This is a genomic window from Corynebacterium sp. MSK158 (assembly GCF_030229085.1).
Classification (GTDB): Bacteria; Actinomycetota; Actinomycetes; order Mycobacteriales; family Mycobacteriaceae; genus Corynebacterium.
The window spans coordinates 54,216-75,502 of sequence record NZ_JASPHJ010000009.1 but is presented as its reverse complement, the minus strand read 5'-3'; the positions used below and the strand labels follow the sequence as shown (position 1 = coordinate 75,502).

At 59.0% G+C, this 21,287-nt stretch carries 21 protein-coding genes; 19 read left to right on the top strand and 2 right to left on the bottom strand.

Annotated features, from left to right (window positions below; translation table 11 throughout):
* Positions 1–35 precede the first annotated feature (35 nt).
* The 13 genes from QP915_RS08355 (at position 36) to QP915_RS08295 (ending at position 15,277) form a co-directional block, all read left to right on the top strand.
* Positions 36–1,289 carry a M18 family aminopeptidase gene (locus tag QP915_RS08355; protein WP_284769012.1) on the top strand — a complete coding sequence of 418 codons (1,254 nt, stop codon included), beginning with the start codon at positions 36–38 and terminating at the stop codon, positions 1,287–1,289.
* 28 nt (positions 1,290–1,317) lie between these two features.
* Positions 1,318–2,154, top strand: coding sequence for a tRNA (adenine-N1)-methyltransferase (locus tag QP915_RS08350; RefSeq protein WP_005324783.1), 837 nt, complete (start codon positions 1,318–1,320; stop codon positions 2,152–2,154).
* An 84-nt stretch (positions 2,155–2,238) separates the two neighbouring features.
* Positions 2,239–3,804 carry a proteasome ATPase gene (gene arc / locus QP915_RS08345; RefSeq protein WP_284769011.1) on the top strand — a complete coding sequence of 522 codons (1,566 nt, stop codon included), beginning with the start codon at positions 2,239–2,241 and terminating at the stop codon, positions 3,802–3,804.
* Entirely contained in the window at positions 3,801–5,333 is a 1,533-nt protein-coding gene (gene dop / locus QP915_RS08340) for a depupylase/deamidase Dop (protein WP_284769010.1), read from the top strand. The genes arc and dop overlap by 4 nt, the downstream gene beginning before the upstream one ends.
* Positions 5,334–5,377: 44 nt before the next feature.
* Positions 5,378–5,569, top strand: a complete 192-nt coding sequence (locus QP915_RS08335) for a ubiquitin-like protein Pup (RefSeq protein ID WP_204609071.1) — start codon at positions 5,378–5,380, stop codon at positions 5,567–5,569.
* 38 nt (positions 5,570–5,607) lie between these two features.
* On the top strand, positions 5,608–6,987 hold the full coding sequence (pafA, locus tag QP915_RS08330; protein WP_502869327.1) for a Pup--protein ligase: 1,380 nt from the start codon (positions 5,608–5,610) through the stop codon (positions 6,985–6,987).
* 36 nt (positions 6,988–7,023) lie between these two features.
* The gene (locus QP915_RS08325) at positions 7,024–8,010 is read left to right on the top strand and encodes a helix-turn-helix transcriptional regulator (protein WP_284769008.1); all 987 of its coding nucleotides are present in this window, start codon (positions 7,024–7,026) and stop codon (positions 8,008–8,010) included.
* Positions 8,011–8,012: 2 nt separating this feature from the next.
* Positions 8,013–8,969 carry a helix-turn-helix transcriptional regulator gene (locus tag QP915_RS08320; RefSeq protein WP_284769007.1) on the top strand — a complete coding sequence of 319 codons (957 nt, stop codon included), beginning with the start codon at positions 8,013–8,015 and terminating at the stop codon, positions 8,967–8,969.
* 97 nt (positions 8,970–9,066) lie between these two features.
* On the top strand, positions 9,067–9,330 hold the full coding sequence (tatA, locus tag QP915_RS08315) for a Sec-independent protein translocase subunit TatA (RefSeq protein ID WP_269945208.1): 264 nt from the start codon (positions 9,067–9,069) through the stop codon (positions 9,328–9,330).
* Between the two features lie 108 nt (positions 9,331–9,438).
* Entirely contained in the window at positions 9,439–10,533 is a 1,095-nt protein-coding gene (gene tatC, locus QP915_RS08310; RefSeq protein ID WP_502869263.1) for a twin-arginine translocase subunit TatC, read from the top strand.
* A 21-nt stretch (positions 10,534–10,554) separates the two neighbouring features.
* Positions 10,555–13,371 (top strand): DEAD/DEAH box helicase, encoded by a 2,817-nt coding sequence (locus tag QP915_RS08305; RefSeq protein ID WP_284769006.1) that lies wholly within the window; start codon positions 10,555–10,557, stop codon positions 13,369–13,371.
* A 32-nt stretch (positions 13,372–13,403) separates the two neighbouring features.
* Positions 13,404–14,531 (top strand): M24 family metallopeptidase, encoded by a 1,128-nt coding sequence (locus QP915_RS08300; protein WP_284769005.1) that lies wholly within the window; start codon positions 13,404–13,406, stop codon positions 14,529–14,531.
* Positions 14,531–15,277, top strand: a complete 747-nt coding sequence (locus tag QP915_RS08295) for an SDR family oxidoreductase (protein WP_284769004.1) — start codon at positions 14,531–14,533, stop codon at positions 15,275–15,277. The genes QP915_RS08300 and QP915_RS08295 overlap by 1 nt, the downstream gene beginning before the upstream one ends.
* Before the next feature lie 14 nt (positions 15,278–15,291).
* Here QP915_RS08295 and QP915_RS08290 read toward each other — a convergent pair whose 3' ends face one another.
* A complete protein-coding gene (locus QP915_RS08290) occupies positions 15,292–16,077 on the bottom strand; it encodes a precorrin-3B synthase (protein ID WP_284769003.1) in 786 nt (261 codons plus the stop codon).
* Between the two features lie 85 nt (positions 16,078–16,162).
* On the opposite strand from QP915_RS08290, the gene QP915_RS08285 reads away from it, so the two are divergent.
* The 3 genes from QP915_RS08285 to QP915_RS08275 are packed head-to-tail and all read left to right on the top strand — an operon-like array spanning position 16,163 to position 19,193.
* Positions 16,163–16,765 (top strand): FxsA family protein, encoded by a 603-nt coding sequence (locus tag QP915_RS08285; RefSeq protein ID WP_284769002.1) that lies wholly within the window; start codon positions 16,163–16,165, stop codon positions 16,763–16,765.
* Between the two features lie 2 nt (positions 16,766–16,767).
* The gene (gene lnt / locus QP915_RS08280) at positions 16,768–18,294 is read left to right on the top strand and encodes an apolipoprotein N-acyltransferase (RefSeq protein WP_502869326.1); all 1,527 of its coding nucleotides are present in this window, start codon (positions 16,768–16,770) and stop codon (positions 18,292–18,294) included.
* Positions 18,295–18,299: 5 nt separating this feature from the next.
* On the top strand, positions 18,300–19,193 hold the full coding sequence (locus QP915_RS08275) for a polyprenol monophosphomannose synthase (RefSeq protein WP_225746958.1): 894 nt from the start codon (positions 18,300–18,302) through the stop codon (positions 19,191–19,193).
* 78 nt (positions 19,194–19,271) lie between these two features.
* On the opposite strand, the gene QP915_RS08270 is transcribed toward QP915_RS08275, so the two are convergent.
* Positions 19,272–19,655: an RNA polymerase-binding protein RbpA gene (locus QP915_RS08270; protein ID WP_023021567.1), complete on the bottom strand. Its 384-nt coding sequence runs from the start codon at positions 19,653–19,655 to the stop codon at positions 19,272–19,274.
* Positions 19,656–19,785: 130 nt separating this feature from the next.
* On the opposite strand from QP915_RS08270, the gene QP915_RS08265 reads away from it, so the two are divergent.
* The 3 genes from QP915_RS08265 to QP915_RS08255 are packed head-to-tail and all read left to right on the top strand — an operon-like array spanning position 19,786 to position 21,011.
* The gene (locus QP915_RS08265) at positions 19,786–20,127 is read left to right on the top strand and encodes a hypothetical protein (protein WP_034655353.1); all 342 of its coding nucleotides are present in this window, start codon (positions 19,786–19,788) and stop codon (positions 20,125–20,127) included.
* 3 nt (positions 20,128–20,130) lie between these two features.
* Entirely contained in the window at positions 20,131–20,832 is a 702-nt protein-coding gene (locus QP915_RS08260; RefSeq protein ID WP_284769000.1) for a YceI family protein, read from the top strand.
* A gap of 14 nt (positions 20,833–20,846) precedes the next feature.
* Positions 20,847–21,011 (top strand): hypothetical protein, encoded by a 165-nt coding sequence (locus tag QP915_RS08255; protein WP_284768999.1) that lies wholly within the window; start codon positions 20,847–20,849, stop codon positions 21,009–21,011.
* Positions 21,012–21,287 lie beyond the last annotated feature (276 nt).

The window sequence follows — 21,287 nt, the reverse complement described above, 5'->3', positions numbered from 1 at the left end:
CCTATCGCCGCGCGATTCGTGGCAAGCTAGGAGGTATGAGTTATACCGCAGATTTCCTAGATTTTATTGCTGCTTCTCCTTCTTCGTACCACGCTGCTGATGAGGTATCCCGCCAGCTGCGTGAGGCGGGATTTGAGGTACAGGATGAGGGAACGCAGTGGTCCGCTGCGCCTGGCGGCCACGTCATGGTGCGCGGCGGCGCGGTTGCGGCGTGGTACGTGCCAGAGGGCGCGGATAAGAATTCTGGTTTCCGCATCGTGGGGTCGCATACGGACTCGCCGGGCTTGGTACTGAAACCCACGCCGGATTTCTCAGCGGCCGGCTGGCAGCAGGTGGCAGTAGAGGTCTATGGCGGTGCGCTGCTGCATACCTGGTTTGACCGGGAGCTGACCGTGGCCGGGCAGATGGTCACCAAGGATGGTACGCGGCACCTAGTCAATACTGGCCCGGTCCTGCGCCTTCCGTCCCTGGCAATCCACCTCTACCGCAAGGATGAGTTTAAGCCGGATCGTCAGCACAACATGCAGCCGGTTTTGAGCGTTGGTGACCCGGAGGCATCCATCTTGCAAGTAGTGGGGGAAAAGGTGGGCGTCGCCAAGCAGGATATTGCTTCCTTCAACTTGATTACGGCCGATGCCGCTCGCGGCGAAGTCTTTGGCGCGGGCGAGCAGTTCATCGCGGCCGGACGGATGGATAACCTTTCGTCCGTACATGCCTCGTTGGAAGCGATGAAGAAGGCCGCCGAAAACTATCACGGCAAAGACGTCCTAGTCATGATGGCCTTTGACCATGAAGAGGTGGGCTCCAGCTCGCGCTATGGTGCGGGCGGTCCCATCCTGGCGGATGTACTTACTCGCACGGCGCGGGCGCTGGGGGCCAACGAGGAGGAACGCTTCCAGATGTTCTCCCGCTCGAGCTGTGTCTCGGCAGATGCCGCGCATTCGGTGCACCCGAATTACGTGGGCAAGCACGATCCCACGCACCATCCGATTATCGGCAAGGGTCCAGTGACCAAGATCAACGGCAATCAGCGTTATGCTTCCGATGCCACTACGGTGGCGTTATGGGAAGCAGCATGCGAGAAGGCAGGCGTGCCGGTGCAGCGGTTTGTGGGCAATAATGATGTGCCCTGTGGCTCGACCATTGGTCCCATTACGGCGACGCGTTTGGGCATCGATACCGTGGATGTGGGCGTGCCTATGCTGTCTATGCACTCGGCGCGTGAAATGGTAGGCGAGCGGGACCAAGTATGGCTCGCGCAGGCACTTGAGGCATACTTGGTGGGATAGTAATCGCAACCTCGAGGAGTCTTGAGACATGGCTTATTCCGGCCCGTTTGCCTATGGCGACCGCGTGCAGCTTACCGACGCCAAGCGGCGCCACTACACGGTCATTCTGGAAGAAGGAGGCCAGTTCCACTCCCACAAGGGCATCATTAACCATGATGACATCGTGGGTATGGACGAGGGCTCGGTCATTGAGTCCACCCTTGGCTCCTCCTTCCTGCTTTTCCGCCACCTGATGGTGGATCACGTGCTATCCATGCCGCGCGGTGCCGCGGTGATCTACCCCAAGGATGCGGCACAGATTTTGGTAGAGGGCGATATCTTCATGGGCGCGCGCGTGCTCGAGGCCGGCGCCGGTTCGGGTGCACTGTCCATGTCCCTGCTGCGCGCCGTGGGGCCAGAAGGCCATGTGTATTCCTATGAGGTGCGCGATGACCACCTCGAGTATGCGGTAGATAACGTCAAGGAATACTTTGGCGAGCAGCCCGAGTGGTGGTCGCCGCGTCTCGGCGATTTAGGAGATGTCACCGCCGAGGACTTGGGTGGGCCGGTAGACCGCGTGATCCTCGATATGCTCGAGCCCTGGGAACACTTGGAGACCGTGCGCGATCTTCTGATCCCTGGCGGAGTGTTCATGACCTACGTGGCAACGGTGCCGCAGTTGATGAAGGTCATGGAAGGAATTCGCGAGCTCAAGTGCTTTACCGAGCCTAAGGCCTGGGAATCACTGGTGCGCGAATGGAAGGTTGAAGGCCTGGCTACGCGCCCGGAGCACCGTATGAATGCGCATACCGCCTTCCTTATCTGGACCCGCCGCCTGGCCGATGGCGTGACCCCGCCGCGCCCGCAGCGCCGCGCCCGCAAGTAAAGCTGGAAATGGCTCACCTCAGCGCCCAGAATTTAAAGTGCAAGTACCCTCTTTCGCCGACTGGGCCGCGTTAGAGTAGTGGGCATGGATGAAGCCACGGACTATAAGCGGCAGATCAGCCAGCTTGCTGCCCGCAATCAGAAGTTGGCGGGCTTATTAAAAGAATCGCGTGGGAAGCTCGAGCAGCTTTTTGCGGAGCTTAACGCGCTGGCTGAGCCGGCATCGACCTACGGCGTTTTCTTAAGCTATTCTTCTTCCCACAGCGAGGTAGGAACCACCGCGGAGGTCTACACCAACGGCCGCGTGATGCAGCTTAAGGTTTCGCCCAATGTGGAACCGGGCAGCCTAGTGGCCGGCCAGCAGGTTCGCTTGGGCGATGGCTTCGTAGTGGTGGAAGGGTGCGCACCCGAGCGCACGGGCGAGCTCGCCACCGTGGTGGAGCGCCTGGGAGAGAGCCGCCTCATCGTGGCCAACTCCTCTGGCGAGGAAAAGGTGGTGCTGCTATCGCAGGCACTGCGCGAGGAAACCCGTGTGCCAGCAGGAGAAATTGTGCTCGTTGATCCCAAGGCTGCAATCGCGCTGGAAAAGGTGGAAAAGACGGAGGTCTCCCAGCTCTCCCTTGAGGAGGTCCCCGATGTGCGCTACGAGGACATCGGCGGGCTAGACGAGCAGATTTCCCAGATCCGCGATTCCGTGGAACTGCCGTTTATTCATCCGGACCTCTATCACCACTACGAGCTACAGCCGCCTAAGGGCGTCCTCCTCTATGGCCCGCCAGGATGCGGTAAGACGCTTATTGCTAAGGCCGTGGCCCATTCCTTGGCGCAGCAACTGGGTAGTGATGGGCCGAGTTACTTCCTCAATATCAAGGGCCCAGAGCTGCTCAATAAGTATGTAGGGGAAACGGAACGCCGCATCCGCCTCATCTTTGAGCGCGCTCGTGAATTAGCCCAGCTGAGTTCCGACCGTCCGGTGGTCATCTTTTTTGATGAGATGGAATCGATCTTCCGCACCCGTGGCTCAGGCGTGTCTTCGGATATGGAAACCACGGTGGTGCCGCAGCTGCTCACAGAGCTTGACGGCGTGGAGAGCCTATCCAATGTGATCGTTATTGGCGCTACCAACCGCGAGGAGCTCATCGATCCCGCCATCATGCGCCCCGGGCGGCTCGATATCAAGATCCGGGTTAACCGGCCGAGTAAACAGGGTGCCCGCGAGATTTTCGCCCGCCACTTTGCAGAATCCGTGCCGCACCAGGGCAGGCTAGAGGAGCTCATCGGCGCCGCGGTGGACGAGCTTTACGCCGATCGCCCCTTTGTGCAGCTGCACTTTTCCAGCGGGGAGCGCGAAATTTTGCACTACCGGGACTTTGTCTCCGGCGCGATGATTGCCAATATCCTCTCCCGCGCCAAGAAGCTGGCTATCAAGGACGAACTGCAACAGCGTGCGGGCAGTGAGCAGGGGATAGGCGGGCGCGAAGGGGGCATCGCCAAGCAGCATTTGCTCCAGGCCATTGCGGCCGAGCGCGCCGAATCCGAGTACGTGCCCACCTCTACCAACCCGGAGGAGTGGACCAAGATCATCTCCCAAGACCATGCTGGCGCCCGCGTTGAGCGGGTGGAGCTACTGACCGCTAGGAGGAGCGCATGAGCCGCGTTGTAGGTACCGAGACCGAGTACGGCATTGCCACCCCGGAGCTGCCGGAGTATTCGCCCATCATTTCGTCCACGCACGCGGTGGTGGCGTATGCCGCGCTCCACACTGGGGCGCGCTCGCGCTGGGACTTTGCCGAGGAACACCCGTTGCGCGATTCCCGCGGCTTCGATCTCAAGCGCTACCACACCGTGCCCGTGGTGGATCCCAACGCCATCGGGGTGGCCAATGTGGTCACGGCCAATGGCGCGCGCTTTTATGTCGACCACGCGCACCCAGAATATTCCGCGCCGGAATGCACTAATGCTTGGGACGCCACGCTTTACGACGCCGCAGGTGACACCACGCTCCTGCAAGCCGCCGCAGCCGTAGCGGGCCTGAGCGCGCAAGGAAAGTCCGTCCTTGCTAACCATGAACCGTGCCCTGCTTTGCGTTTCTATAAAAACAACGTGGACGGCAAGGGCGCGTCTTATGGCTCGCACGAGAACTATCAGTACTCCCGTGCCACGGACTTTGACACTATGGCGCAGGCCCTTATCCCGTTTTTCGTGGCCCGCCAGGTAGTTATCGGCGCCGGACGCATGGGGATCGGCGAATTTGGCGAGGAGCCAGGATTCCAGATCTCCCAGCGCGCTGACTATATTGAGCAGGAAATCTCGCTGGAGACCACCCTTAATCGCGGCATCATCAATACCCGCGACGAGCCGCATGCGGTGCACGCGGACTATGGGCGCCTCCACGTCATCATCGGAGATGCAAATATGTCGCAGACCTCCACGCTGCTCAAACTAGGCATGACCTCGTTGGTGCTCGATGCGATTGAGCAGGGTGTGGACTTTAGCGATCTTCGCTTGCAGGATGCCGTGGCGGAGGTACCACGCGTCAGCCGCGATCTCACCCTTCAGCATCGCCTCGAGCTTGCCGACGCCCGCCAGCTCACCGCCCTAGAAATCCTCGCTGAATACCGCGCCCGCGTAACCCCACGCACAGAAGCCGATCACAAGGTGCTCGCGGCCTGGGACGAGGTAGTTGCTCTTCTCACGAAGGACCCGATGCAGGCCGCACACCTTTTGGATTGGGTGGCGAAATATCGCTTGATCAAGGGCTACCTCGACCGCGGTATCGACCCGGCCGACCCAAAGCTGCGCCTGATTGACCTGCAATACGCGGAGATCGATCCTGCCAAGTCGCTACACCACGCGCTGGTGCGTAACGGCCAGATGCGGCAGCTCTTTAGCGCTGCAGAGATTGAAGACGCCGCCACCATTCCGCCAGAGGACACCCGGGCGTACTTCCGCGGCCGAGTGACGCAGAAATTCGGTGAGGACATCATTGCCGCAAGCTGGCAAAGCCTCACGGTGCGGTTAGGCGAGGAAACCGCGGCATCCTGGGCCACGGTTCCGATGGATGAGACCACCAGCCTGACTCGCGCCCAGTGCGAGGAGATCATCGACGCCGCACCTACGGTAGCGGATCTTCTTCAGGGACTAACTGACAGCGGTATCCAGCCCGAGTACCGTAACTAATAGTCAGACATCGAGGCAGAAGCGAAGGAAAGGACGTTCATACCATGTCAACCCACCAGTCGCAGGTCACCGGCGGTAACGGCGGCGATGACTCCACGGGGGAGGAGGAGTTTACCTCCACACAGCTGAGCATTAACACCACCGGCACCGATGAATTGCTCGATGAGATCGATGGGCTGCTAGAAAACAACGCCGAGGAATTCGTGCGCTCTTATGTCCAAAAAGGCGGGCAGTAAGGGTGAGTGACCAGCGCCCCGTCTTCGCCCGTCGCATCATGGGCATCGAGACGGAATATGGCTTAACCACCAGCGCGGGCCCAGGAGAACGCGTCCTGAGCCCTGATGAAGCGGCGCGCGTGCTTTTCCGGCCCATCGTCCAGGAACATTCTTCCTCTAATATCTTTTCCACCAACGCGAGCCGCCTGTACCTCGATGTCGGATCCCACCCCGAAATAGCCACCGCCGAGTGCGATAGCTTGAGCCAGCTTCTGGCCTATGAATGCGCTGGCGATGCGATAGTCAACCGGCTCGGCGAAAAAGCGGAGCAGACCTTTGCTGCCGAGGGGCACCCGCGCGCGGTGTACCTGTTTAAAAACAACGTGGATTCAGCCGGAAACTCCTTTGGCTGCCACGAAAACTACCTCATCAGCCGCCACATGGTGCTCAAGGATTTGGGGCTGGCACTCCTTCCGTTCCTTATTACCCGCCAGCTCATTTGCGGCGCCGGCATGATCCAGCCTGCTAAGGGCGATAAGCCCGCCCAATTCCTGCTCTCGCAGCGGGCGGACCAAGTCTGGGAAGGCGTATCTTCTGCCACCACTCGATCACGCCCCATCATCAATACCCGCGATGAACCACACGGCGATTCCAAGCGCTTCCGCCGCATGCACGTCATCGTGGGCGATTCCACCATGGCCGAGCCCACCATGGCCCTAAAAGTCGGTTCCACGCTGCTCATCCTGGAAATGCTGGAAGCCGGATTTGACCTACCGGAGTTCGACATCGAAAAACCCATTCACCATATCCGCGCCATCGCGCGCGATATGACGGGCTCGACCGAACTACCGCTCGCAGGAGGGGGATCCGTCACCGCACTCGAGGTCCAGCAGCAACTATGCCAGCGCGCTACCCAATGGCTGGAAGAACGGGAAGACGCCGGCACTCCCACCGTAGAAATGCGGCGCGTGGTGGATCTCTGGCAGCGCATGCTGCACGCCATTGAGACTCAAGACTTCTCCGGCGTGGACCGAGAAATCGACTGGGTCATCAAATTGGGACTGCTCGAGCGCTACCGCGCACGGCTGGGAGGTCACTGGGACCACCCCAAGCTCGCCCAGATTGATATGACCTATCACGATATCCGGCCGAGCCGCGGGCTCTTTCATGTACTGCAGCGTAAGGGACTTATTGATCGGTGGATTTCGGACGCCGACATCGAACGCGCCATGGACACCGCGCCCGCGACCACTCGCGCCGCGCTGCGCGGGCAGTTCCTGTCCGCTGCCCGTAGCCTCGGGGCCAACGTCACCGTTGACTGGACGCGCCTTAAGGTCAACCGGCCTGAGCCACGCACCGAGGAGCTTCTAGACCCCTTCGTGGCCCACGAAGAGCGGGTCGATGCGTTGCTAGACTATATGCGTCTACACCACAGCTAGAAGCACACGAGCCGCACCAGGGAGACAACACAACACGTGGCAGCACACAACCCCGCGCCGAAACGGCATGATGAGGCGGTAGAAAGACTCACCAACCTCTCTTTCGCGCTACAGGGCGCCGCCAACTCCGGCGGTAGCCCGGACCGCACCGCCTCCTGGATTCGCCGTCATGTAGCAGGATACGGCGATAAATCAGATGAAGCCTTCGCCAAATCACTGGCCCGAGATATCGCAACCCTCCAGCGCGCCGGGGTGCCCATTGTGCACTCAGGCGGCGAAGACGGGGCGCGCTATCGCCTCGACGCGAGTAACTATCAGCTACCGCCGGTAGAATTTTCCCCAGAAGAGGCCATGGTTTTGGGCATCGCTGGGGGAGTAGGCACAACTGGAGGCCTGAGCGATTTTTCCCTGTCGGGATGGACAAAGATTGCTGCCAGCGGCGCCTCGCGCAACCTCGCAGGCGCACCGGTTTACACGGCGGTCAATGACATCACGCGACTCGCCCCAGAAATCATCACCGCGGTGCTCGCTGCGGTGCGCAATCAGCTCCGCATTACGTTTTCCTACCGTGCTAATCCGGCTACTGAGCCGGTACGCCGTATCATGGACCCGTGGGGAGTGGTCAACCGGGACAGCCGCATCTACCTCGTGGGATTCGATGTGGACCGCAACGAACCGCGCGTCTTTCGCGCCCTCCGCGTCTCTGACATCAAACGCTCGCACGATCCCGCGGAGCACACCAGCCCCACAGTGGACCTGCAGGTCTTGGTAGAGCGTGCACTGCAACGCGGGGAAAAGGTGGATGCACGCCTTGTCATCCCGGAGGGGCAGGCGCGGGAGCTCATGGATGCTGGCAAGCAGCAGCCCGACGGCACGGTGATGCTGCGCAAAGTGGATAAGGACTGGCTCGTACGCACCGCGGCTGGGTATGCGCCGGAGGTACAAGTGGTGGAACCAGCGGAAGTACGCCAGGAGGTCGTTTCCCTTTTGCGCAGGGCAGCACATCCGCAGGAAGGACGCTAGTCATGGCTGATGGATCACAGAAGCTCCAGGCGCTCGTGCGCTCTTTGAACCTGATTCCGTACTTCAAGAATCATCCCGACAAGACGCCCATGGAAGCGGCCAAGGACTTAGGTATGGAACCCGGCGAGCTGAAGGAAGCTCTCGATCGCCTCTTTTGCTCCGGCACGGGGCGCAATACCGAAGACCTCATCGATCTCTCCTTTAGCTATCGCGATGGGGTAACCATCCATAATGATCAAGGCTTAAGCCAGGCACTGCGGCTCACCCCAACCGAAGCCGGTGCCTTGCTTCTTACCTTGGAGTCCTTGCAGGCGATGCCAGGGCTAATCGACGCCCGCGCGGTCGAATCCGCCGCCGCTAAGCTGCGCGGCATCATGGATGAAAGAACTGTTGCCATTTATGATTCGCTATCTACTCCAGCCCCTGAAGAGACGGATATCCAGGCGCTTTTGTCCCAGGCGGTTGATGAACGAAAGCGGATCCGGCTGCACTACTGGAGTGCTTCTTCGAATGCAGAATCCGAAAGGGTAGTGGATCCAGCCCGCATTTTCATCGTCGATTCCGAGGCCTACTTGGCCGCTTGGGAGGAAGCAAAGCAAGCGCATCGCACCTTCCGCATCGACCGCATTAGTAATGCTCGCATCGTGGAGGAAGAATCCCAACCGCACCTGAAAGACCTCGACTTTGATGCTTCTTCACCCTTTAAATTGGGCGATGGGGACACCGTGCAACTAGCAGTTAACCAAGAATTCACGTGGCTGGCTGAATATTACGATATGCGCCTAGGCGAAGACTTAGGAAATGGGGAAGTAGCTGCAACGATGCCAATGGGATCAGTGGATTGGCTTATTCGCTTTGCCCTTGCTCAAGCTGATAGGTTGCGGGTAGTGGCTCCTCAATCCGTGGTAAACCTCATTGCGGAGCGAGGAAACACCGCCTTGAGCGGCTATACTCAGTAGCCAGTTACTTGCCCGTTTACTGCGCCCGCCCGCCGGCAGATAAGTTGGCGGTGATGCTTCCCGGCATGCTGGTGCACTAATTGAAAGAGGTTTCTCCATGAGCATAGGACCTATGGAAATTGGCCTAATCGTTCTTGTCATCGTCTTGCTATTCGGTGCAAAGAAGTTGCCGGAATTGGCACGCTCTATTGGCCGTTCCGCGCGCATCTTCAAGTCTGAGGTCAATGAGATGCATTCCGAGGAAGCCCAGCGTTCTCAGTCTCAGGCACAGCTGAACCAGAAGCAGCAGTCTGATGAGGAGTTCTGGAACCGCCCAGACATGCAGCCGGGCCAGCAGAACAACACCAACACTCAGCAGTAAACGCCCCTAACCTGTCGCCGCGCGAACACCCCTACAGCGCGCGGATATGCACCCGCAATCCGTGCAGTAGGGAAGTGTTCGCTTCTTTGCGTTGAAAGAGCCACACTGATGTCGTCACAGTCACAGCCTCTATCTCCCCAGAAAGCAAACAAGAGCGTGAAGGGTAAGCTGCGCTTTTCGCGCAAGCAGAAGAACCCCACCGGGGAGATGACCTTGGTGGAGCACCTGCAGGAGCTGCGCCGTCGCATCATTATTTCCGTGTTAGCGGTTGTCGTCGGGGCCATCATTGGGTTCATTTGGTACCAGCGAGCACCATTCGGGCTATCTCCGTTGGGTGAAATTCTACGAGAACCGTATTGTGCGCTGCCCCCCGATAAGCGAGCATCCTTCAGCGCGGACGGCGAGTGCCGACTATTGGCCACCAGCCCGTTTGAAATGCTCCTGTTGCGCCTAAAAGTAGGTGCCTTGGCTGGCACCGTATTGTCCTCGCCGGTGTGGCTGTACCAGGTCTGGGCCTTCGTTGTGCCTGGTCTCCATAAGAACGAGCGCCGCTACACGTTGAGCTTTGTCAGCGCCGCGGTGGGCCTATTCGTTGCCGGTGCCGTGCTGGCCTATTTCATCTTGTCCGTGGGTTTGGAATTCCTCATGGGCATCGGCGCCGAGTATCAAACAGCGGCCCTGACCGGTGAGCGATATTTCTACTTCCTCCTGGCCCTGCTGCTTATCTTTGGCATTAGCTTTGAAATCCCACTGCTTATCGTGTCTCTGAACCTTATTGGCGTGCTCGAATATGAACACGTCAAAGACAAGCGTCGCATCATCATTGTCGTCGTGATGATTTTCGCCGCCTTCGTCACCCCAGGCCAGGACCCTTTCTCGATGGTGGTACTGGCTGGTTCACTCATCTTACTCATCGAGATCGCATTCCAGTTCTGCCGCCTCCATGACAAGCGCATGCAACGCGAACGCCCCGAGTGGATGGATCTCGATGATGAGACTGCTTCGCCGCTTGGTGCTGGACCAGGAGTCATCGGCGGGCCAACCCCTGTCGAGGCGCCGAGCAGAGTAAACCCTTCACCGGGATCTACTCAACCCGTTTCACAGCCAATACAACAGGCACAGCAGCAGCCACAGCAGACATGGAGCACCGGCGCCAGTGGGACTTCGTCGACCAGCGGCGGCTTTTTCGACGATGTACTCTAGGCACGGGTAGCCTGGGGAGTCATGACTGAAACTCATCTGGATTCTTTTACCGCAGCCCTGCCATACCCGTTGGATGAGTTCCAGGTAAAGGGCTGCCAGGCCGTGGAGGACGGTCATGGCGTACTGGTTTGCGCGCCTACTGGCGCCGGCAAAACCATCGTGGGCGAATTTGCTGTCTCTTTGGCGCTGAGCCGGGGAACCAAGTGCTTTTACACGACGCCGATTAAAGCCTTGAGTAACCAGAAGTACCACGACTTGGTGGAAGAGCATGGCGAAGAAGCCGTAGGCCTGCTCACCGGTGACGTATCGATCAACTCTGATGCAGAGATCGTCGTCATGACCACAGAGGTGCTGCGCAATATGATTTACGCAGAATCCGCGGCTCTGGATCGTCTAACCCACGTGGTCATGGATGAGATCCACTTTTTGGCTGACGCCTCCCGCGGCGCAGTGTGGGAAGAGGTCATACTCAATCTCGCGGATCATGTCTCCATCATCGGCCTATCTGCCACAGTGTCTAATTCGGAAGAATTCGGCGATTGGCTTTCTACCGTGCGCGGCGATACCACCGTCATTGTCTCCGAACACCGACCAGTTCCCCTCGACCAGTGGATGATGCTGGGACGCAAGATTTATCCGCTCTTCGAACCAGAATCTGGCGGCCAGGTCAACGCCGAGCTCGAGCGTAGGATCCACCGCCTTGAAGCTGGCGATACCGACGATGGTCGCGCGGACTATAAGTCTGGCAAGGGCTTTCGTGCGCGTGCGCGTCACAAGGGTGGCGGCCGCAGCGAATTCCACGGTAAGGGAAGGGGACGCTCCGGCGCCGCCCGGCAGCAGGATCGCTATCGCCCCTTGGGCCGCCCAGAGGTATTGAAGGTATTGCAATCGCAGGACATGCTTCCGGCGATCACCTTCATCTTCTCCCGTGCAGGCTGCGATGGCGCTCTCTATCAGTGCCTGCGCAGCCGCATGGTGCTTACCTCACAAGAGGAAGCACAGCACATCAAGGACATCGTCGATGCGGGTGTGGAAGGTATCCCTGAAGAAGATCTGCAGGTCCTAGACTTTAAGCGCTGGCGCGAAGCCCTGTCCCGCGGCTTTGCCGCGCACCACGCAGGTATGCTGCCCGCCTTCCGGCATATCGTGGAAGACCTATTCGTACGCGGACTCGTCCGCGCCGTGTTTGCTACCGAAACGCTCGCACTCGGCATCAATATGCCGGCGCGCACTGTGGTGCTAGAAAAGCTCATCAAGTTCAATGGTGAGGCGCACGTCGATCTCACCCCAGGCCAGTACACGCAGCTGACTGGCCGGGCAGGACGCCGTGGCATCGACACGTTGGGCAATGCAGTCGTGCAGTGGGCTCCCGCCATGGATCCGCGTCAAGTAGCTGGCCTTGCTTCTACCCGTACGTATCCTCTCATTTCCACTTTTGCACCGGGCTACAATATGGCGATCAATTTGCTGGGAATGCTTGGTTTCGAGGATTCTCTCCGCCTTTTGGAAAAGTCTTTCGCGCAGTTCCAGGCCGATGGCTCGGTTGTGGAGGAGACCCGCGAGATTGAACGCGCCGAGCATCGCGTGCGGGAACTGCGCAACCAGCTCGATGATGCCGTGGTCTCACTTGCACCGCCTGCTAAAGACGGGGAGGATCCCGCCGAGGTTCTCATGGACTATGTCCGCCTGCGCCGCGAGCTCACAGCGGAAGAAAAACAATCAAAAATCGATAGTGTCAATCAACGAAACCAAGAGGTTATCGCGGTACTAGGGCGTCTGCAGCTGGGCGATGTTATTGCCATGCCCGGCAAGAAGCGTCCTATTCTCGCCGCGGTTGTTACTCCCGCGAACCAAACTGCGGATCCCCGCCCGTGGATTACCACTGAGTCCGGGTGGTCGGGACGTATCGATGCAGCCGGAATCAATAACGCACCGATCCAAGTCGGTAGCATCAAGATCCCCAAGCCGGTGCGCAAGAACCCGCGCCGCAATACCCGATATGTGCAGGATGTCTTGCACCGTGAACACTTTGACCGGCCCAAGCGCATGAAGTCGCACACCCGCGCCCGGCCAAATAAGCGGGTAGGTCAGTTGCGCGACGCACTGCGTGCCCATCCTGCTCACGATTGGCCGGCTACTGACCGCGAACAGCTGGCGGGCCTGGCACAAAAGCTCGCACGGCGCGAGCGTGATCGAGACAAGCTGCAGTCCAAGGTCAATAAGGCTACGGATACATTGGGCCGCACCTTCGAGCGCATTGTGGACCTCCTCGCAGAGATGGACTACGTAGAGTTCACCGGGGTCGGTGCCGATCGCACGCCGGTGATCACCGAAGAAGGCGAGCGCCTTGCCAAAATTCACAGCGAATCTGATCTGCTCGTTGCTCAATGCCTCAAGCGCGGAATTTGGGATGAACTCGATCCCGCAGAGCTTGCCGGCGTTGCCTCCCTGTGCTGTTTCGAAAACCGCAAGGCCACCAGTGGGCAACCGGAAGCAGCCACCGAGCGCATGGCTGACGCTATGAATGCCACGTGGCGCGTGTACACCGAACTTACCGCTGATGAGCAGCGCCACCGGCTGCCGCCCACCCGTGAACCAGAGGCCGGATTCGCTTTGGCCGTACACCAATGGGCGGCAGGTGCACCCTTGGGCTACTGCATGGCTGCGGCAAACGAAGCCGGCGCCGAGCTCACCCCCGGTGATTTTGTCCGCTGGTGCCGCCAAGTTATCGACCTGCTCCAACAAGTGGCTAAGACGGGGTACGACGGCGAAATTCAACGCAACGCCCGCCGGGCTATCGACGCAATTCAGCGCGGTGTCGTAGCCATTGGCGCCTAAAATCCGCGGCGCGGACGAGTAGACTCTGAGACATGACTGATACTCAGACTTTTTCCGCTGATGTCTACGCCCAGCGTCTGCACGCCGCCCAAAAGGCAGCTGCAGACAAGGGCATCGATCTGCTATTGATTGGCACGGGACCAGACTTTGCCTACCTCACCGGCTCTTGGGTTTCTTCCCACGAACGCTTGACGGTCTTGGTCGTGCCGCAGCAGGGCCATGCATGGATCGCCGCGCCTAATACCGATATCACCGATATCAAGGCTGCACCGGTAGGTGAGCTGGATGTAGAGTTGCGTGGCTGGAATGACGGAGAAAATCCTTATGAGCTTGCACTGCGTGGCGCAGGCGACGGACTAGGCAAGGTAGCGCTGGGACAGTCGCTGACTGCAGACCACGTGCTGCGTTTCCAAGATCTGCTTCCACACGCCAGCTATGAACTGGCCACTTACGCACTGGCCGAACTCTTTACCCGCAAGGATGAGGCTGAGATTGCTGAGCTGCGCAAGGCTGGCCATGCCATCGACGCGGTCCACGCGCAAGTTCCACAGCTTTTGCAGGCCGGCCGCACCGAAGCCGAGGTGGCCCACGAGCTGGAAAAGCTCATCCTGCAGGAGCACTCCATTATCGATTTCGTCATCGTCGGATCGGGCCCGAATGGCGCCAACCCGCACCATAGCTTTTCGGATCGCGTGTTGGCGGAGGGAGAGCCAGTCGTCGTCGATATCGGCGGCACTTTGCCTTCCGGCTACCACTCCGATTGCACCCGCACCTACGTAGTGGGCGGGGATTTTTCCACGGCCCCGCAGGATTTTCAGGATGCCTATGCCGTGCTTGCCGACGCCCAAGCGGCCGCCCGCGCAGCATCCCACCCCGGCAGCACCGCCGCAGACATCGATGCCATTGCCCGCCAGGCGATCTCGGCAGCCGGTTGGGGCGACTACTTTGTCCACCGCACCGGACATGGCATCGGCCTGTCCACGCACGAGGAGCCCTTCATTATGGAAGGCAACGATCTCGCCCTGGAAGAGGGCATGGCCTTTTCCATTGAGCCGGGTATCTACTTGGAAGGCAAGTGGGGCATGCGTTTGGAAGACATCGTTGTGCTTACCAACGATGGCTACGAGTCCCTGAACCAAGCGCCGCGTGACGTTCGCTAATGGCTGGCGTACTGATTCTAGGCGGCCGTAGCGATATCGGCGGAGAAATCGCTAGGAGAGTAGCCCCAGGCCACGATATTGTGCTCGCCGCTCGTGGCACCCACGGAATGGAGGGCATGGAAGGCCGGCTCCGGGCGGCAGGTGCGCGCAGCGTGCATCTGCTTGATTTCGACGCCGCAGATTTTCCGTCCCATGCCGGGGTTGTGGATCGCGCCATAGAGCTGGCAGGCCCCCTTGAGCTTGCTGTCGTCGCCTTTGGCATCTTGGGCGATCAGCAGCGGGCAGAACGCGATGCTTCCCACGCGGTCGACATCGCCACAATTGATTATGCCGCGCAGATTTCACTGCTTACGCTGGTTTCGCAGCGAATGGACCGCGGCCATATCGTTGCCTTTTCCTCGATAGCAGGCTGGAGGGCCCGCCGGGCAAATTACGTGTACGGATCGACCAAGGCTGGTCTTGATGCCTTTTGTCAGGGGCTGGCGGACAAGCTGCACGGCAGCCAGGTAGGCCTTATTACCGCGCGCCCTGGCTTTGTCATCGGCAGCATGACCGAAGGAATGAAGCCGGCGCCACTTTCCGTGCGGCCGGCAGATGTGGCCGAGGCAGTTGTCAGCTGCATTGCCCGCGATGCACGGCGCGGTAAGCCGCGTTCGCGCACCGTGTGGATTCCTCGGGCGCTGCAGGGCCTAGCGTGGGTCATGCGGCTTGTACCGCGCCCACTCTGGCGGCACATGCCGCGCTAAACCTTGCGCTCTTTCTACTCTGCGCGCAGCAGGGGAGAGTTGATGTCGAAGATAAAACCGCGTGGGGCGAGTACGCGCAGTACTACTTCGGCGTCACCCTCGGCAATATTGTGAAAGACTAATCCGCCCCACGGGGTGACGGTGATGTCAACCTCTAATTGGCCGATGAGCTGCGCAAACTCAGCAGGGATGGCGCCGCGGTGCACGCCCGCCCCCAGATCTACAACGCCCGCAGGCAAATGATCATCTAACCAGCCAATAGGGCCTGGTTCTGCCAGGGCGGAGGCATCATGCTCTAGGGATTCGGTGCCTTGGAGCGCCTCCTCATAGTGGTCGGCGGCAGCCTGTGGAGTCAGTGGGGCAGAGGGGGCGTCGCCAAGCGGGGAATGCTCAAGGCGCAGGGCACCGTCCCCGTCGATGCTAAGGCTGACTGCAGCCGCATCGGTCGGTACGTCGTCGTGGGCGATAACGGCCAGTCCGGGTCCGCCTTCCACCGCTCCTAGCTCAGCCGCGATATCCTGGGCCGTTTGCTTGGCCTCCGCCGACAAAGGCGAAGCCAGCACCGGCATCGCCGTGGCGCGCAATCGCAACTCCTGGAGTTGCTGATTGAGTGCCTCTGCATCCTTAATGCCGCGCAACTCGATTGTGGAGAACCGGTCGATGTAGACATACCCATCCGCAACAGCACTGGCACACTGCGCCAAAGTGACCCAATCCTGGGCGTGGGTGCTGCCGCCGGCAACGTGGATGCGGATGCACGTGCCGTACTGGGGGTCTTCAAAAAGCGCAGGAGTAAACATGCGCACTAGTCTAACCTGCCGCGGTTGCACCTTCGCGCATGAGTGTTGCCAGCACTTTATCAGTCTGCCTCGTTAGACTGAGGCCATGCCGTTTATGTATTTTGCTCTCTACATGGTCGCAGAGACCCTGACTTTTTGGGCCGTCTCTAAATGGATCGGTGTTGGCTGGGCGCTTATCGCACTCTTTGTCACCATGTTCTTCGGAATGTCCATCGCTGGCATTGAAGTGCGCCGTTTGATGGGAAAGCAGGTCGAACGCACTGGGGACGGCGCATACGTGGTTCGCGGCGGCAATGTGGGCAAGACCGCCAGCAATGTGGGCCTTACCTTGGTAGGCGGCATGTTGCTTTCTTTGCCGGGCTTCTTGACGACGATCCTCGGAGCCCTCTTTATCTTCTCGCCGACCCGCGCCGTCTTCCGCACGTTGATGGCGGCCTCTTTGTACCGCAAGATCGAGAACATGGGCGTTAAGATCTACGAGGCCACCCCAATGGCGCAGCAGCACGACTCTTATGGTGACTTTGGCTCCTTTGGTCGTGGCCAAGCAACACAAAGTGGGCACTCCAGCGCGCAGAATGCTGGCTCGCATGAGGTGTTGGATGAGGAAGAGATCCGCCGCTGGAGTGAGAACCTGGATCCAGATGACTTCGGACCCTCCGGAGGCGAGTCCAAGGGCGGAAAGAACTAGTGATGCTGACTCTTGCCCGCCTCGTAGTGGCGGGTCTTTCTGGTCTGCTCACGTATGCCGCCATCGAGCCCCGTGGCTGGTGGTGGGCTGCCATTGTGGGCGTGGGCTTGCTGTACGCGAGCTTGCTGCCGTGGAGAACTAGGCACGTTTCCGCCCGTGTAGGCGCGCTTCTTGCAGTCGCGCATTCGCTCGTGCTGTACCTGCTAACACTGCCATGGATCGGCGAATTGGTGGGCAGCGGGCCATACATCGCTTTGGCCGTATGGCTTTCGGTATACGCCATTGTGCTGGGCCTTGGCGGCGCGGCGGTAGCGCGGTGGAAATACGGTTTTATTGCCTTCCCGTTCTTCTACCTCGCGGTGGAGGTGCTGCGTTCTTCGGTACCTTTCGGCGGTTTCTCTTGGGTGAAATTGGCTTGGGGACAAGTCGACGGACCGCTAGCCAACCTGGCGCCGTGGGGTGGAACCTCGCTCATTACCGCAGCCACAGTTTTGTGCGGCTGCGGTCTCGCTGCGCTCCTGATTCAACGCGGATGGAAGGCCAAGAGCTCCGCACTCCTAGCAGCTATCCTTCCCCTTGCAAGCGCGACGGTGGCAGGCTTAGGCATCAACCGAGACGATTTGACTGTCGGGGAAGCAAAGGTTGCCGCAATCCAAGGAAACGTACCCCGCATGGGCCTAGACTTTGCCGGGCAACGCCAGGCGGTCCTCAACAACCACGTTGCAGAAACAAAGAAGCTGGCCGCACGCGAAAAGGACATTGACCTAGTCATCTGGCCCGAAAACTCCTCCGATATCAATCCATTCCGTGACGGCAAGGCAGCCACGGCGATCAGTGGTGCCGTCGATGCGATAGATGCACCTGTTTTGGTTGGCACCGCTACGCGGGATGAGGTGGGAGCCCGCAACACAATGCAGGTCTTTGCTCCCGGACATACGGTGGGAGACCATCACTATAAGAAGTACCTGCAGCCCTTCGGTGAAACCATGCCCATGCGGGATTTCTTTGCCAAGTTTTCTGACTATGTGGACCTCGCCGGCGATTTTAAGCCCGGTGACGGCCCAGGTGTGGTCTCCATGGCGGGCGTGCCGGTTGGCGTGGCAACGTGCTACGAAGTTTCCTTCGATAGCGCCTTTAGGGAGTCGGTGAAAAATGGTGCACAACTACTGACTACTCCCACAAATAACGCCACCTTTGGCTATTCCGATATGACCTACCAACAATTGGCCATGAGCCGATTGCGTGCCATGGAGACGGATCGAGCCGTGGTGGTGGCGGCGACCTCTGGAGTATCCGCCATTGTTCACCCAGATGGACACGTTAGCCAGTCCACGGAGATTTTCACGCCGGAGGCATTGGTAGAGCAGTTGCCCTTGCGTAGCGGCGAGACCTTTTCCGTGAGGTTTGGTTCGCCCCTGCAATGGCTCATGGTTATTATTGGAACAGTCTGCGCACTGGTAGCTTTGCGCACAAACCGCCTGCGACGCACCCCGCGCCGCTCCGGCACAGATACATACGTAGGAGCATAAACACTGTGAGCACGCTTGAATCCTCGACCTTGGTCATCATCCCGACCTATAACGAGATCGAAAATCTTCCTCTCATTACTGGACGCGTCCGTGAGGCCGTCCCAGAGGTCCATATCCTCATCGTGGACGATAACTCTCCCGATGGAACTGGTGACAAGGCCGATGAGTTCGCAGCACAGGATGACCACATCCACGTTCTCCACCGCGAGGGCAAAGGCGGCCTGCTAGGCGCTTATATCGCCGGCTTTGAGTGGGGATTGGAGCGCGACTATCAGGTGCTGTGTGAGATGGATGCAGACGGCTCCCATGCCCCGGAACAGCTTCACCTGCTGCTGGAAGAGGTGGACAAGGGCGCGGACCTGGTTATCGGCTCCCGCTATATCCCAGGTGGCGAGACCGTCAACTGGCCGGCTTCTCGTGAGTACCTCTCCCGCCTTGGCAATATCTACATCTCCGTAGCGCTGGGCGCTGGCCTGTCCGATATGACCGCCGGTTACCGTGCGTTCCGCCGCGAGCTGCTCGAGTCCATCGACTTTGATGAGCTGTCCAAGGCCGGCTACATCTTCCAGGTGGATTTGGCTTTCCGTGCCGTCAAGGCTGGCTTCGACGTTCGCGAAGTTCCCATTACCTTCACCGAGCGCGAATATGGCGAATCTAAGCTTGATGGTTCCTTCGTGAAGGATTCCTTGCTCGAGGTCACCAAGTGGGGCGTTGCTCATCGCGCTGAGCAGCTGCAGGACTTCGGTGGCGCCGTGTCCCAGTTGGTCAACCGTGAAGTCAAGGACGGCTCCATTCACGATCTAGGCGTTCAGGCCCGTAAGGGCGCCGGCTGGGTCTCTGACTTCGCCAGCGAGATCGGGCATCTGGCAAAGCACCAGATTGCGCAGCTCAAGAAGTAGGCGCAACCGCAACGCATAAGGCCCGTACCGTCCCTTAGTTAGAGTAGGGAGGTACGGGCCTTTTGCTGCCGCAGAACTTTAAGAGTTCTTTTGCTGCTGCTCCTGCTGTTCCTTCAGGAGGCGGGCTGCGGAACGGCGGCGGGAACGCAGGTGGTTAATGCGCTCTTCAAGTAGCTCATCGAGCTCCTCGATGGAGCGGCGCTCACGCAGCATATCCCAATGGGTGCGTGGTGGCTTAGCGGGCTTAGACTCAACGCCTTCACCTTCTACCAGGTGACCCAGCTTGCCGTTCTTGCACATCCATTCCTCAGGGATTTCAGCATCATCCGCGAAAGGCACCTCGTAAATCTCGCCGTCTTCGGTGCGGTACTTCACCATCTGGCGCGGTGCGAGGTCGTGGTCGCGGTCGGTTTCGTAGCTGACTGCGCCCATACGGCTGCCACGGAGTACGCGATCTGCCATGCAACATCATCCTTTTCAAAGAGATCCCTGATTGAGTGCGAAGCAAAACTTCGCCTAAGAGCTACTAATTATAACGAACCCCCACGCGTCTTTGTTCCCAGCCCGCCTAAAATGGACTAAAGTGTATCGGGTGATCCGTACAGCTAGTCGTGAACGCAACGTCGGTTCCTGCCAATGGTGTGGGAAGGACATTGACCAAGGCGGTAGGGGGCGGCCACGAAAGTTTTGCAGCGCCTCCTGTAAGCAGCGGGCTTATGAGCAAAGAAATAACGTCAGTGGCACGGGGATTCCCGCCAATGCCGTGATCCTTACTCCAGAAAAGGCAGAGAGTTTGCGCGACGGACTTTTTGAACTACGTTGTTCCGCAGAAGATATCAACACCGCCGCGGAGGAAGGCGCTAGTGCGCAGGAGCTTGCCGGTTTGTGCGAAGAGCTTGTTGCCCTGGCGCGACGTCTAGAAGGACTTCGATAGAAGATGAAAAAGCTTTTTTATAACCGCAAGCTCGTCATCACCATCTTTGTGGTGCTGATTGTGTTGCTCACCGCCGTGGCCATTGGCCCGATGGTGTATTCGCTCCTCAAGGGCGCCGGAGTAAAAACCGAACCAGTTTCTGCCGACGGCGCAAATGCCGCATCAACGGAGCTCGATGGCACCTGGGAGGTAGCCAAGGGCCGTGCTAATAACCATACCTCGGTTGGTTTTACCTTTAACGAGGTTCTACCTGCGGAAAAGACCACCACATCGGGATCCACCACGGAGGTAACCGGCCAGGCGGATATTTCTGATTCCACCCTGAAAACAGCCACGGTCACCGTTGATATGGACGAGCTGACCACGGATAAGAAGGTCCGCGACCAGAACATGAAGTCCAAGCTCTTTGAGACCCAGCTTTTCCCGGAGTCTTCTTTTGAGCTGACTAAGCCGGCCTCGCTTGCCGACGTCCCGGATGACGGCTCCATTGGCACAGTCAAGCTCACCGGCGATCTGACGATCAAGAATAAGACGCACGAGATCACTCAAGATTTTGACGTCCTTCGCGATGGAGACCAGATCGTTATCGGCGGCACCGTGCCAGTTGATCGCCTTGATTACGGCGTAGAGACCCCGGAGATGCTCGCCGCGAAGGTCGAGGAAAAGGGAGAAGTAAATCTCCGCATTTCCTTCGAGAAGAACTAGCGAGGGCCTAGCCAGTGAATTCCCGTCAGATTATCCCGTTTATGTGGCTGCGACTCGTCGTTGTCATCGGCTTTACCATTTTCGTAGCCGTTCAACATATGTGGGTCATTGTGGCCATCTCGGTTCTTTTGGCGCTGTTGACTATCTGGCAGCTGTGGAGCGCTTACCGGAATCGCTAGTTAGGCCTTCACGGCGTTGAGGGAACTTCCCCGAATAACGTCAGTGTGACGTTATATAGTGGTGTAGTTGCCTCTGTTAGAAGGGCATATTTTTGCCCAATTTCAGCATTTTCGGTCGCCGAGCGAAACGCCGCCACTAATAGTTGGCCTCGGAATGAAGAGGTCCGGAAAGATAGATGGGGCCGGCTGTCACGGAGCTGCACTCCAATGAGCTACAAGCTGGAATCGATACATGCGCCTGAGTCTGGCGGCCGACTCAGGGCGCGGCCAAGGCCG